Annotated in this window: 8 protein-coding genes and 1 pseudogene; 3 read left to right on the forward strand and 6 right to left on the reverse strand. The window is 33.4% G+C overall.

Features of this window, described 5'->3' with window-relative positions; genetic code table 11:
* Window positions 1–57: 57 nt before the first annotated feature.
* The 3 genes from KTI79_RS00095 to KTI79_RS00105 all read right to left on the reverse strand — a co-directional run bounded on the left by KTI79_RS00095 (window position 58) and on the right by KTI79_RS00105 (window position 3,401).
* On the reverse strand, window positions 58–837 hold the full coding sequence (locus tag KTI79_RS00095; RefSeq protein ID WP_086376287.1) for an SDR family NAD(P)-dependent oxidoreductase: 780 nt from the start codon (window positions 835–837) through the stop codon (window positions 58–60).
* A 32-nt stretch (window positions 838–869) separates the two neighbouring features.
* Window positions 870–2,249 carry a TIGR00366 family protein gene (locus KTI79_RS00100; RefSeq protein WP_086376286.1) on the reverse strand — a complete coding sequence of 460 codons (1,380 nt, stop codon included), beginning with the start codon at window positions 2,247–2,249 and terminating at the stop codon, window positions 870–872.
* Between the two features lie 105 nt (window positions 2,250–2,354).
* The gene (locus KTI79_RS00105) at window positions 2,355–3,401 is read right to left on the reverse strand and encodes a ketopantoate reductase family protein (RefSeq protein WP_086376285.1); all 1,047 of its coding nucleotides are present in this window, start codon (window positions 3,399–3,401) and stop codon (window positions 2,355–2,357) included.
* Between the two features lie 1,407 nt (window positions 3,402–4,808).
* On the opposite strand from KTI79_RS00105, the gene adeT1 reads away from it, so the two are divergent.
* Window positions 4,809–5,804: a putative multidrug efflux protein AdeT1 gene (gene adeT1 / locus KTI79_RS00110; RefSeq protein WP_086376284.1), complete on the forward strand. Its 996-nt coding sequence runs from the start codon at window positions 4,809–4,811 to the stop codon at window positions 5,802–5,804.
* A 42-nt stretch (window positions 5,805–5,846) separates the two neighbouring features.
* Here the strand turns inward: adeT1 and KTI79_RS00115 are convergent.
* Window positions 5,847–5,942, reverse strand: a pseudogene (locus KTI79_RS00115) (hypothetical protein); the annotation flags it as partial.
* A 130-nt stretch (window positions 5,943–6,072) separates the two neighbouring features.
* On the opposite strand from KTI79_RS00115, the gene KTI79_RS00120 reads away from it, so the two are divergent.
* Together KTI79_RS00120 and KTI79_RS00125 are read left to right on the forward strand one after the other, a co-directional pair.
* Window positions 6,073–6,708: a PolC-type DNA polymerase III gene (locus KTI79_RS00120; RefSeq protein WP_086376283.1), complete on the forward strand. Its 636-nt coding sequence runs from the start codon at window positions 6,073–6,075 to the stop codon at window positions 6,706–6,708.
* Window positions 6,709–6,785: 77 nt separating this feature from the next.
* Entirely contained in the window at window positions 6,786–7,487 is a 702-nt protein-coding gene (locus KTI79_RS00125) for a hypothetical protein (RefSeq protein WP_086376282.1), read from the forward strand.
* Between the two features lie 244 nt (window positions 7,488–7,731).
* Here KTI79_RS00125 and KTI79_RS00130 read toward each other — a convergent pair whose 3' ends face one another.
* Together KTI79_RS00130 and KTI79_RS00135 are read right to left on the reverse strand one after the other, a co-directional pair.
* Window positions 7,732–8,379 carry a hypothetical protein gene (locus KTI79_RS00130; protein WP_086376280.1) on the reverse strand — a complete coding sequence of 216 codons (648 nt, stop codon included), beginning with the start codon at window positions 8,377–8,379 and terminating at the stop codon, window positions 7,732–7,734.
* Window positions 8,369–14,608: a hypothetical protein gene (locus tag KTI79_RS00135; RefSeq protein WP_086376279.1), complete on the reverse strand. Its 6,240-nt coding sequence runs from the start codon at window positions 14,606–14,608 to the stop codon at window positions 8,369–8,371. The genes KTI79_RS00130 and KTI79_RS00135 overlap by 11 nt, the downstream gene beginning before the upstream one ends.
* Window positions 14,609–14,703: the final 95 nt, after the last annotated feature.

The following is a 14,703-nucleotide window of genomic DNA, read 5'->3' on the forward strand; positions in this document are numbered from 1 at the left end:
AATAAAAAAAACTCTAGGGAATGAAATTTCCTAGAGTTATACTAATAATATCTTTATTTAGGGTTGTGTCATATCACCTGGTCCACCATAGGCTGTCCATCCCCCATCTACACTTAAAATACTACCTGTAATATAACTAGCCATATCCGATATTAAAAATGCAGCAGCTTTAGCAATATCTTCTGGTTGACCTAAACGTCCTAAAGCAGTCCGCGCCGATAATTTTGCAATATCGACTTTGCCTTCTATATTAAGCTTCTCGATCATAGGGGTATTTACATAGCCTGGTGCTAGAGCATTCACACGAATACCTGAACGCCCCCATTCACAAGCCAAATCTCGAGTTAACATCACCACAGCAGCTTTAGCAGGACTATAGCCATATCGAAATGGTGTGCCCATAATACCCCAAATTGAAGCGAGATGAACAATCGAACCTTGCTTATTTCCTAGCCATACTCGCGCAGCTGCACGGGAAATAGCAAATGCTCCACGCAAATGGGTGTCAACAACTCGCTGCCAATCATTTAAATTAATATCTAATGCAGGACCAACTTTATCACTTATACCCGCACAATTAACTACAGCATCAATGGTATCACATACTGTAATGGTATCTGCGATCATACTATTACAGTCGTCTTCATTGGAAATGTCCCCCCTGCTAAAGCCTTTTGCACCAATCCGCTGGGCAATTTTTTCTACATCATTATTTAAATCTGAAATCACTACTTTCATACCCATCGCAACAAGTAATTGGGCTGTGCTTAAACCGATTCCACTAGCTCCTCCTGTAATTAACACAGATTTATTTTGAAGATTTAAGATATCTTGCATAGCTAAATTACTCCTTTTTATAAATAATATTCCTAATATGGCTGAATCAAGAATGCTGCTGTTGCAATAGAAAAAACCAATAGAAAAGCAATAAAGGTATAAGGTAATATTTTTTGAAACTTGAGTTTAAACGTAGCCAAAAATGCCAATGCCCAGAATGGTTGAATAAAATTTGCCATTTGAGAGCCAGTGCTATAAGCATTGATTACATGTTCAACAGGTACGCCTAGTTGCTGACCTGCTGGAATAATAAATGGAGCTTCAACGGCAAATTTAGATCCACCTGATGGAATAAAGAAATCCATAATCACTGTATAAACCATAACAATCCATGAATAGGTTTCAGGAGTAGAGATATATAAAAAAGCTTCAGTAATCGAATGAGAGAGTCCAGAGAAAGATATTATTCCAAAGATCCCTGCATATAATGGAAATTGAATCATCACCCCATAGGTAGTTCCAACGCCCTTTTTAACAGCAGACATAAAGTTCAAAGGAGTTTTTTGCAATAGTAAAGCTAGCGCAAAGAATAAATAGTTTAAAAAATTAATATCGACTTTTCCAAACCCTGAAACCCAAAGTGTTTTACCAACCCATACGAGTATTGCTATTGCAATTAAAGTTGGAAAAATACGTGAGCGTTCCCAACGCTCAGCTGGACGAAGTGACTTTACTTCATCGGCACTTTCTACATTTGAAATAGGCTGTGACAATGCTTTCCATGTTTCTTCATCAATTTCGACAGCTTTCTCTTTTTTCGGATGAATAACTAAAAAGAAAATAATCAATGCAATTAATTGAGTAACAACAAGTGTCAATAGGAATGGAGAAAGTGCTGTAGATGTTAAGGGAACTAAATGCCCTATTGTCTGTTCAAGAAAGTTTCCTGGGGTAGCAGCAATAAGAGGTGCTGATTGAGCAGGACCATTCGCTCCTACTAAAAATGTACAGTAACCCGCTGCAGCAAGTAAAGCATAGTCTAATCCTATCCCCTTTTTCCGGATAGCAATTTCCCGTCCCAACAGCATTGCGAGCATATAACCCATACCCCAATGCAACCAACTAAAAATAGCTACTATCAGGCAATATATTATTAACGTAGCAGTAACTGTTTTAGGTATATCTATTAATTTAATCAGATGGCCTTTGACAAATTCAGATTCAACAACAATAAAGCCAGTAATCATTAATAAACTTAATTGCATTGCGAAGGTTAATAGTACCCAAAATCCTTGGGCATAATCATCAATCAGCTCTAATGGACCTCTATCTGTTATGCCTAATGCCAACAGATATACGATAACTGTTAGGGCTAAAACAAATACCATGGAATCAGGTACCCATTTCATACTCCATTCTGTAAAACTATCAATAAAGCTGTATTTTTTTATATCATTTTCTTTATTAGACATAATATTCCCTATTATATAATCAACCGATCAGTTCCTAAAATTTCTTAGGGCTTCCTAAACTACATGTCCTGTTTTTAACAAAATATCTAGTTGTACTTTTAATACCTAAACCGATACTTCTGCTTTAACATGATTGATGAGTTCATCAAATTGACTTAGATAAGAAAAATTATTAACCCCTTTTCTGCGCTCGGCTGACTTAACTAATTCAATCACTTTGTCATTAAATGGAGTACTTATGCCTAAACTTTTTCCCACTTGAGAGACAACACCATTAATAAAATCTATTTCACAAGGTCGTTGTTTTTCTAGGTCTTGTAACATGCTAGCTTTAGATCGACGGTGTACGCCCCACACCTTTTGATAAATGGGTAATTTATTAACGATATCTTGATAAGAATATAGCTCTAACTGCCCCATATTTATGCCATTCATTTCAACCATGTCGTATCCTGCCGCATGGCATACTTTAACTGTCTCATCAGCAATGTATGAAAGGCAAATCATGGCACGATCATTATCCAACACCTCACCAAAGGTACACCCCAAAGCAGCAGACATACCGCTAAATGTTGCATTCATTAGAAGTTTAGACCAACGAATCCCCATCAAATTCGGTAAAATTGTTGTGTGTCCAATTAAACTTAATATCTGTTGGATTTTTTGAATGCGAGGAGTAATTTGTCCATCAATTTCACCTATTTCAAAAGCAAAATTCTCGACAACTTCGGCAGTCGACGTCAGTTCTGAAACACCTGGAGACAACCATGTGGCACCAAAGCCAACAACCCCTCCTACTGTTTTATTCTGTCCTATAATTTTTGCAATTGAGGGTTCAGGAATACCATTTTGCAAGCTACAAATTACACTGTTTTCATGTAGATAAGGTAATAACTTAGGTATTTCCTCTTGATTCGTCGTTTGTTTAGTAAGCAAAATAATTAAATCATAGCAATCAGTTAACTCATCTGGGGTAAAAGCCTTCACTGCAACATGAACATCCATATTACCTGTCACTCTTGCACCATTTTTTTTTAATGCTTCAACATTGATAGAGTATGGGTCAATTAAATCAACCTCATAGCCTTGCTTCGTCAATAATGCTCCAATAATTGTTCCTAACGACCCAATACCATAAATTGCTGTTTTCATCATGAACTCCTTTCATGAATTTGTTGGAAACCTTCACCAAGGCCTCAAGCATAAAACGATTCATATAATAAAAATTCATCTTTTATAGACAAGAAATATTCTTTTTTGGACAATATGGTCCTATACTCGTACCAATCCTTTCCTCTTTACTACGGTTGCGGAACAGCTATAGGGTCGTCAATAAAAAATATCTAAAAATTAGGAAGATATTAAGGAAGGTTTGTCTCTGCCAAGGAAATTTTGGTCATATAAATCTATAAATATCGGAGAAAAATTGGTTAAAAGTCAGACTTTGGCCTTCATCGAACAAATAAAAGTATATCTTTACTAATAATGTCCTAGAGATAGGTCAGAGCGGAGCTATGCTCCGCATGATTAAGGTGTGCCAGCGTGCTTAAGTCTCACTTAATGTTTATATGCTGGACTTTAATCTCCTTTTTTCTGCTATATGGATATTATCGCTCCCCCTACTATCGGCTTAATAACAACTCATACATCTTCCACAATCGGATTTTTTATAATATGCAAGCTTATGTAATCACTGCTTTGATTCCTGTAATCTTTGTTAAAGATCGTATGTATGACCCACAAAGTACATAATTTGAAAAACTATAAAATTTAAATAGAGATACATTAGTTTTTTAGGTTCATGAAGCTATAAAATTAAAGAATTCATTTTTTATAATTAAGTTTATGAAAATACTTAATTTTTAAACTTAAAATTATATGAATCAAACTTTAGGTAAACATAAGTTAAATGGAAGATTTGGTAACCTACCATATATAAGACTTCGCTTCGCTATGTTGTTGTTGCTTCACTACTACTTCTTTACTGTGATGAATACTTAGCTTGATTAACTGTATGTGTTGTTCTAGCAAATTACTAAACGCCTAAGCTGGTTCTATTGGATGCTTATGTATTAAACCCTATTTCTAATCTTAACCAGAATAATTTTCTAGACAACTTTCTGTAAATTGTCATTAAACTTTTATATTTACCCTAGTGAGCTGAGCTACTTACTAAATTCACAAGTTGTATTTGCAACTACTGTCTTCTATATAGATTTCTTTTTCTAAATCGCCTTTTAAGCCTCAAAACTTTTAGCCTGTTAAATTATAAACTGAAACCCAAACCATTATTTATATTATTGAAATTTAAATAAAATATTAAAAAATTCCCTTTGTATATGTGAAAAAAACGATATAGTACGTGTACACAGCTGTTATTTAATTTAGCTCACTGGTAGATCTCACTTCATATACAATATAGCCATACAATTAGAAAATAAGGTGCTAATTAAGGCTACCTTTTGACCTTTTCTCTTTAAATTCTTATTTAAATGTCATATCTAATCTATGCCAGATTTATAAAATCATTTTTATAATTTAAATAATGGATAATTAAATATGGATCGTTTTAAAACTATTTTACTTGTTGCAAGCACATGTTTAACAACAACTATTTATGCCAAACAACAAGTCGTTTGTGTGTATGACCCAATTGGTAAATCGGGAGATGCTTTCGCTTTAGCCAAAGATTATGCACTTGAAGCCAAAAATTGGGGAGCAGATCTATCTTTAAAAGCCTATGTTGATGAGCGCGTTGCGGCTGAAGACTTAAAAGTTGGAAAATGTGATGGGGCTATTATTAGTGGTTTACGTGGCCGTCAATTTAATAAATATACAGGATCTTTAGATGCGGTTGGCGCATTAACAAATATGAAAACGGCGATTAATGCCTATAAGCTGTTGTCCTCGCCTATGGCAGCAAAAAACATGGTTGTAGGCCCTTATGAAATTGCAGGTTTAGGCACAATTGGACCTGCCTATTTATTTGTAAATGATAGAAGCATCAATACACTCGCTAAAGCTGCCGGTAAAAAAATTGGGGTATTTAAATATGATGAAGCCCAACCAAAGCTTGTGCAACATGTTGGAGGTCAGGCTGTATCGGTAGACGTTACCAATGCTGGTGCAAAATTTAATAACCATGAAATTGATATTGTGCCCGCTCCTATTGTGGCATTTAAACCTTTTGAACTACACAAAGGTTTAGGTGAGAAAGGAGCAATCGTTCGTTTTCCTTTAACTCAAATTTCAGCAAACTTCATTATTCGTAAAGACCAGTTCCCAGCAGGTTTTGGGCAAAAGTCGCGGACTTGGGTAGCCAGCCAATTAAATAGAACCTTTGGCATTATTGCCAAATATGAAAGTGATATTCCTTCAAAATATTGGATGGATATTCCTAAAAATGAACAATTAAACTATATGAAAATGATGCGCGAGGCTCGTATACAGCTAACCAAAGCAGGTATCTACGACCCTAAAATGATGAACTTTTTGAAAAAAGTGAGATGTAAAGAAAACCCAAGTAATTTCGAATGCGCGTTAAACGATGAATGAACACTCAAAATATATGCACCTCTTAATTTAAAGGTTCTAACCTTAGTTATTCATTTCCTCTCGGGCTTGTTGTGGTGTTTTACCCGACCACTCTTTATAAGCCCGTGTAAATGGGCTGTGCTCGGCATAACCTAACAGCTAAACATATTACTTACTAATATCATTTCAATATTAAGATAAGTTAACTTAGTGCTATCTTTGACTTAAAGCTATTATGATGAAAAGTGCTGTGCTTTTAATACCTAATTTCTAATAGAGAAAGCGTTTTATGAATGTTTCGCCAATCATTGTACTTGATTTCGAGACCACAGGAGTCAGCCCTGAGGCAGGTGATCGTATTACAGAAGTCGCGGCTTTACGTATTGTAGAAGGTGAAATCACAGAACGTTTTGTTTCACTAATAAACTGTGGTGTAAATATTCCATACTACATCACAAAGTTGACTGGCATTACTCAAGATATGGTTAATCATGCTCCTTTAGTGGAAGAAGTCATTCCTTCTCTATTGGACTTTATTGGAACAGATCCTTTACTTGCTCACAATGCAGGATTTGACGAGAAATTCCTAAAAGCAGAAAGTATTCGACAGGAGTTAAGTCCATCACACAATGGACTGATTTGTTCTTTGAAACTTGCTCGCCGTATTTTACCTCATCAACCCAGTTATCGACTTGGGGCAATGGCAGACTTATTCAATATTAAGTTTAATGGCACAGCTCATCGTGCAGAAGCAGATGCTGAAGTTACGGCTCAATTATTTAACTATCTTTGTACGAATATTTGTCACACATATGGCTTCAATAGCATTGATCAAGATTTATTGTTAGCCATTAATAAACTTACTATATCGAGAGTACCGAAATACCTAAAAAATATCGCTGCCCAATCCTTACTTCTTAAATAACAATCCATAGGCGATATTCCCTGCTAATTTACAGGTGTCCTCATGACAAATTTCAGATCTTATTTTCTACGTAAATCATGAATAGAAAATTAATCAGTACTATTGTTCTCATTTCTGTATTTGGAGTTACTGCTTGTAGCAAGGCATCAAATGAACAAACAAAGGTAGATACTACTGAGAAAAGCAGCTCTCAAAACGTAAAAACGGAATTATCTGCAAGTGATAAAGCGATTTTGGATAGATATGACTCTATCACAAACGAAGTTGTGACCGCTGGTGAAGATGAAAAGATAAAACAATCTTTAGCGCCTTTAATACCTGAAATTAAGAAAGTTACTGCCAAGAAACAAAGAGAAATGGCATTGATGAATATTTATATGCTGTCTGGTATGTATAAAGAGGCTTATGAGTTAAATGAGCAACAAATCAAAGAGAAACCCTTGCCTCAACGGATAATGTTTAGATGTACATTGCTTGAAAAATTAAATGAGGCCAAAGTAAAAATTCAACAGTGTCACGAAGCTTCTGCCCAACTAATACAAACCGAATTGAGTAAATCATCTAGCAAAAATGATCCCCAGTACAGAGACGCCGAATTTGTATATTTAACTGAAATGTATAAAGCTGGTCACAATGACTATAAAGCTAAAATACAGAAATTTATTGATGAGACTAAAGATGTCGCATCAAAAGATAGATATAAGTCTTTGTATGATAGCGATATTGAGTCATTTTATGGTACTGATTCACCAAATTATGTACCAGAATCATTAAAGTAAAACTTAAATAAAAAAAGCCCCGAATATTCAGGGCTTTTTTTATTTTTTTACGTCAATAGAGACATTTACTTTACACCTCATTCCACTAAAAAATGCCTCTAAAACTATCTCATCAACTTCATCCAAGGTTGTGGGCCATCTTCTAAATTTCACTGTAGTTGTATATGCATTTGGATAGTTATTTATATTTTCAAACAAGCTTTTTATAATAAATCGCTGTACCATCATAGTTTCCATTTGAGCTTTATGATATTAGTTTTTCCTCATAATTAGTTTTTAACTCTGCTAAAGCATCCATCAACTCCTCTATTTTAGAAATATTATTTTTAATATTTCTAACTTCTTTATCTTCATCGGACTGGTCGCTATAAAATCTACCTAATAAATTTTCATAAGAATCTAGCTCTTCAAACTCTTTGATGAGATCAGAAATTTCTTTATTATCAGCTTCAGTTATAGCATATCCTTTGAGAATACAATTCCTTATCAAGAACCTTGATGCTTTATCAAGTTTGAGTGCATAACTATACCAATAATCTGGACTACTCTGATCTATAGTACTTTCTACATTTCTGAAATCTCTTAAACCTGAGTAGAAAGCATCATCATTATCTAAATTTAATTTCTGTAATGTTGAAATTAAAGATTCTGTATTTTTGAAACTACTATGGGAATAGGACTGCTGATAGCGAAATTCCCACAACTTAAAAATAGTATCTCTGATATCGACAGATGCTATATGCTTTTCTTCAGGAGAGGTAGATAGATCATACCGTTTAAATAATTCTGCTAAATAGTGAAGCATCCATTGAGATAATGTATCGGTTCTATCTTCTAACTTAAATTCTTCTACTAGTCTTTTCCCTAGTTCGATAAGATTTTCAGTAGACATACATATCTCCATTCTTTTTCATTAAATAAACTCTTTTACTACTTGGTAAATACTCATCCAGTCCTTTTGAATCTTGTTTTGATTGATAACTACCATATTTATATCTACGATCTATATCTACGGAAATAACCATATCCATGTTAATTTTATTAAGAAGATCGAAAATAAATTTTTTATTTACTTTTAGCTTATAACCATTTGAATACTCATAATTTTCATTTTTATATTCTCCCCAAATAGTGAGATTTATAACTTTTTCATTTTCACAAAACCAATTTTTACTCAAAGAATCAGAATGTAAATTCATTAAAGAGATAATCTCTTTTGATGGCTTAATTCCCTTATGTCTCAAGGAGGCTCCCCATAAATCATCATCAAAATTTGATAGATCAATTTCTATATCAGAAATCCATCCTTTTAATTGGAAATTATCTTCATCAAGTTCAAACTGTTCATCACCTGCACTAGGTAAATGATAAGAATGACTTGATTCAGCACTTTGTAAACTTCTCCAAAGCGCACTGGACGTTTCTGGGCTCACTAAGCTTGAGCGGATACGAATGTCTTTTGCCTGATCGAAATTATTTACTTCTGACCATCCTCCCCACAAACAAAGTTCTATATCGCTGAGATGAATTGCATCCTGATAGTCAACTAGGGAGCAACTGTAAGACCAATTTAAAGAATTCTTTGTATCTCTTTGAGGCCACTCTGTAGTTATTCGAGGACATGGATCCCTAAAATCACTTAGCCAATAGGGTTCTAGACAGGATAAATCATGTCTTTTAATCCATTCATCAAAATCTCTCCAGCAATCTTCACTTATAAGTAAGGGTCTTGTTTGCAGTAGCTTATCAGCTATAATCATCATTGCATGGTAAGACAGATAAAAATCTAAATCTTCGACTTTAGGGCTAGATCCATGATCATGATTTGTTTGCTTCCAGTTATAAATTTCCATTTTTTGACGCATATCATTGAGTCTACGATTCTTCTCAGCAAAACCAATGTCATTCATTAAAGTTTGTGTCGTCTCAAAATAAATATGTGAGGGATGTAGCCCAAACATTTCCCCTAATGGATTAAGCCAATAAGGACCAAAATCAATACCAAAAGAATCAACATTTTCTTGATTGATATTTGAGTAATTTGATAGATCCACAGTTTCTCTTTTGACTTTACTAAAAGTGGATTTACCAACTCCTTGATAGGCTTTAATTTCTTCTTCATTTAGGGTTATAAGCTTTAAACTAAATAGATTTAGAAGAATTTTTGAAGCAAGAAGTCGAATCATCAAATGTGGTCGATTTGGATCTACTAGCTGCTTAAATATTTCAACATATTCAGCCAAAAAGTTATTAGGGCTATATGACACTTTTAATAAAGCATTAAGTAACCATTGAGTAGCAGAGTATTGATAAAATTCAAATTTATGATCATAAAAACTTCGGTAATTTTTATCACTAATAAAATTAATTAAATTAGACAATAATTCTCTTTGCTCAAAATCACAAAGTAACTTAACAGTATGTGCCGCTTGCCATTTAACAGTATTGAAAGGAGATGCTAGGCCAGACCAAATATAACCTGATATAGATTTTATTATATTCCCTGGTGGTGCCAATTCCTCACGCCATTGCCCATCTGCGATATCTGATCCCAAATCACTTTCCAGTAATCCTAGACCATATTCCAAAACCTCACAGGATTGATTAGGTGCAATCATAGGTGTAAGTAAATGAGCTATCCTAAATAAGCTTTCACTTTCTAAAGTAATAGAGCTTTCACTCATACCTTCTAAGAGAGATCGAATATAATCAGTCTTAGGTTTCCCTGTTAACTCACTTAAAATATGTAATTTCAGATTGCTTCCATAAGTATCTATATAAAAATCAGAATGATGTGTTTTTAAAAATTGTTTTATGCTCGAATCTAAAACTGCTAAAAATGACATTCTCCTTTTAAAGCGAGATGGTATAGCTTTTAAAAGATCATCTAAGTCATACATTCCATTTCTAGGATTATCGAACCACCAATTGATCAATGATATTGCTTGTGACGGATTTATTTTTTGAAAAAGCTGTACATAAAAAGCTCTTTTAATCCAATGCTTATTTTCCAATTTCTGAAAATCATTAAAAGCTGAATTAAAATCGACACTTCGATTTGAGTCAGTATAACTTTCAAAAAACACATCCCAATCAAACTTTTCTTGGTCGTAGGTTGAAGAGTGAGGTTCTTCAACTTGAACATAAAACTCAGAATTACTGAGAGATATGAAAAAGTCTTGGACAGTTTGTTCTGTTATATGAAATGCCTCAACCAAATCTCTAAGGCCACTAATATGTTTTTCTGATGGATTTGGTACAACAATGTAAAGATAGAAGCTTTGTAAAATCTTTCTTTTTAATTCATCTTCTAAATTTAATGATTTAATGGAATTTAATAAATTATCTAAATCATATATACCTCCCATTGCTTTAAAAGCCAATGGTATCAAGGGTGAGATAAGTTGTTCTTTAAGCAACTTATCTACCAAGTTACCCAATATTCTATCTTCATCTCCAAATCTACGATCACGCCAACGACTAGCAATAGCAAATGCTGAATTAGGATCTAAATCATAAATTGCATCAACTGTGTAATCCCATGGAAAATGTTTATCTCTATGTACATATTTATATGTCAATTCAGCACATTGACTAAAACGATAGCATAGTTGTGGTTTTCTATTATTTTGCTCCTGTCCAGCTCTTACGCCATAGCAAAGTAATGCATTCCATCGTTGTAGATTTTCTTCGCCTAGTTTACTACTTACCTCTATTGCTTTACTTAATATTGCAGAAGCTTCTTCTTGATCTAGAGGAAAAATTGATTGTGCGATTGACATATAATCACTAACCAATATTTCTGCATGATCATCACTAGTTTCAAGAGTTTCTAAATTTTTTTCTATATTTTGATAACAATAATTTTCCAATCCATATTGTTTCTGCAAAGCCAAAATAAACGTGAAATGATTACGGGTTTGAGGATAAATTTTTTCTTTGAAATTGTTTTCTATCTGCGGGTAAGTTTCTTGGCTAAGATGATTATTTAAAATTAAAATATCAAACCAAATTTTTGCAATTTCATTCTCAAGATGATTTCCATATTCTCTGTAAGAATATCCTTGAGCCTTATTTGAATCTAATTTAGCTTGTTCAATCAATGAATCGATTTTTTCAGGCAACATTGGCTCAATGATTGAATGAGCATATAATTTATACCACGGTAAAACTGCTGCAACATCTCGTTTTAATGTAGTAATTTCCTCTGATGAGCTATAAGACGTATCCTTTAAAAATTCCTCTTTTAATCTTTCAGTTACTAAATCAATTAGTTCTAATGACTTATTATTCCATGCTTTATGTAAAGCATAAGCTTTCATGTAGGTGGCTCTATCTGAGTTTCCAAAACGATCTGTAATTTCATATGGTATTTGAGCAGGCAGATATTTTGATAAAATTTGATATGCTTCAGTTGAAGAACAAAGAGCTTTCTTAAAAACTACTTCTAAAAAACAAAGAATTGGAGATAGACCAATATCAAGCTTAACTTTATGGTAACTAAGCAAATTTAAAATTCGTAAAAAGTTTTTTGAATTGATATCACTATGATTAAAATTTAATATTTCGACAGTACCTAAAGTTAAAAATATATTATTACCTGATGTATCTAAGATTTGTTGTATAACATCTTTTTTATTAAGTTTAATTAAATCTTTAGTTATCAGTTTAGCTACATCATAACTTACACTTTTTGGATGCCATCTACGAAGCCAATTAATCGCATAGTCAACTCCCTCTAAAGTGATTAAGGTAATAAAGTAATCACTAATCTCTTTAGATTCTATTTCTTGATTATGTTTTTGATCTTCTGGAAGGTTAAACCAACTAGTTAACCATTCATTGGCTATACGAAGTTTACTGCGAGATTCTCCATGGAACTCTTCTCGATATGAGAGAAGTTTAGCCTCAGTAATGTATTTCGAGCCGTGCCATGAACCACCTTTAAATACTTTTTCAGAGATTAACTCTAAAATTTGATTATCACTAAAAGTTGTACCGACTAGGTCTATATTTTCTTCCAGTAATTGATGTTGCCTAGTCTCTGCGGCAACCTCTCCACCAGCTTTTAATGACAACTTAGCAACGTCTGTATATTTACCAAGTTTTAGGCCAGCTTTAATTGCAAATTGTAGGCGTTGCAATTCGACCTTTCTTTTTTCTAAGGTCGAATTAGTTGGCAACATTTCAGAATTCAAAGATAGTTCAACTAATTCCTCAAACTTACCTGCGTCCATCAAGATTTGAGGTAGTACAGAAGCAGCATATACAGAATTTACAGAGAGAGGTTTAAGCTTCTGAATAAATTCATTCAGTATACTAATATCTTTTGGCTTGTAAATTTCACGGAACCAAGATTCAGTTGGCTCATCAACAAATTGAATATTATTGTCGCTAAGACGAATTGGATGACCACCTATATCAGAGATAATACTTCTTATTTGATCAGCCCTGATATTAGTTAAATCAGATAAAATTTGCAGTGGAATTAATGGACGCAAAATAGCAATTGAAGTGAGCAGTAAATCAACTTCTTCTGATTCGGAGTAGTTTTGTTCTTTGAAAGTAGAAATTGCCTTGTCTAACAAATCTTTAATTGTATCTTCTACGCTTTTTGGGGTTCCTCCAAAGAATGAAAGAATTTCATTCAAAGTTAAGTTCTGTTCTAAAGCAATGCTTTGGACTCGTGGGTTTCCACTAGTAAGTCGATGAAATTCTATGGCGTCTTGTGTTGAAACCTCAGTGTAGTAGTTAATTAAATGTTGTTTAGTTTCATCTTCTGTAAAGCCTATTAGATCAAGAATTTCAACATCTTGTTTAGGCATCAGAAGATTAACTCTGTAAGGCCTTGATAAAGCAATTATTTTAATATTTTTTGGTAAAATTTCTTGCAAAAGGTCAGTTATGAAAGATCGACCATAATTGAATTCGTCTGCTGCCATTTGTGAATTATCAGCAGCATCAATCACTATAAATAACTGAGCTTTATCAAGAGAGATCCTTTCAGATACTTGTTTTAATCTAAACAAAAATGCTTTGATATATTCACTAGGACCTGCATTTGTAGTTGGTATTAATGGATGACATAAACCCAATCCAGCTAGCTCATTAGCAATTTGAACTAAAGCAACTTTATGAGAATGTCTAGCTGATGAAGATTGTCTGTAATCTCCATTACCAAAACAATCATAGATAATTGATAAAGATCCAGATGGGATATAGTTGTGAATTTGCGTACTTAATATTGATTTACCAACGCCACCTTCGGCTTGAATAATAAATTTTTGACTACGTGATTCAGTGATAGTATCTACTAACGTTTTTACAATAGGTCTATCTACAATTCTTTCTAACTGTTTTATTAAGTTCTTTACAGGAAACAAATCATCTGGGTTAGTTTTGAGTGCACGAAGTACATCGTATCGTGTAATTTCTGGTGTTTCTTGGTTTTCACTAAGGGCTTTACGAGTGATAAGTTCTTTTAATTCATTAGGAGCATTAATATCATCCCCTGATAAGTAACCCGAAACTTCCTGAGCTAGAATTTCACGCTGAGCTATATAATTTGGCTCTTGTGATGGGAATTTTATTAACTTAACAAATTCTTCTAAATCTTGACCATTTAACTCTGTATAATTTTCTAATTTTCTTAAATTTTCAATTTTATTAACTTGTCCAGTTTCTTGTAATTGTTTGATTGATTCATAGAAGTCAGTACTAATCGCTCTATTGGAAACAAAATGGAATTCAACTTTTTGAAGAACTATGTCTTTAGACGCTATAGTTAATAACTTACGAAATCTTTTTGAAAATCCTTCTATTGTATTTTTTAGACTACTAGGTGGAAAATTTTCATTTATTTGTACTGTTGAATGTTTAAGTTGGGAGTAAATAATTTTTGAGGCATCTATAAAACTGTTCGATCCATAATATTCACCCACATCGACAATTTCTTCACCTTCTTCAACCGCTTCAATAAATTCACATTTACTAGGACCTTCAATAGTCAGAGTATGTAGTCCAGATAAGGGATTTAAAAGTAGAAGAGCTTTTCTTGCTGCCCATAAGTAGTGAAACTGATCTCCATCTCTACTGGCTCTAACTAAATCCGCATTTCCCATAGCTGTACCTATTTTACTGAAGACTAAAATTTCTTAATTAATATATTTTTATAATTTTATCATAAGTTTAATTTTTATAAAGTTCTAAAAAATCT

This window comes from Acinetobacter sp. WU_MDCI_Abxd143 (genome assembly GCF_025514195.1).
Classification (GTDB): domain Bacteria; phylum Pseudomonadota; class Gammaproteobacteria; order Pseudomonadales; family Moraxellaceae; genus Acinetobacter; species Acinetobacter pittii_H.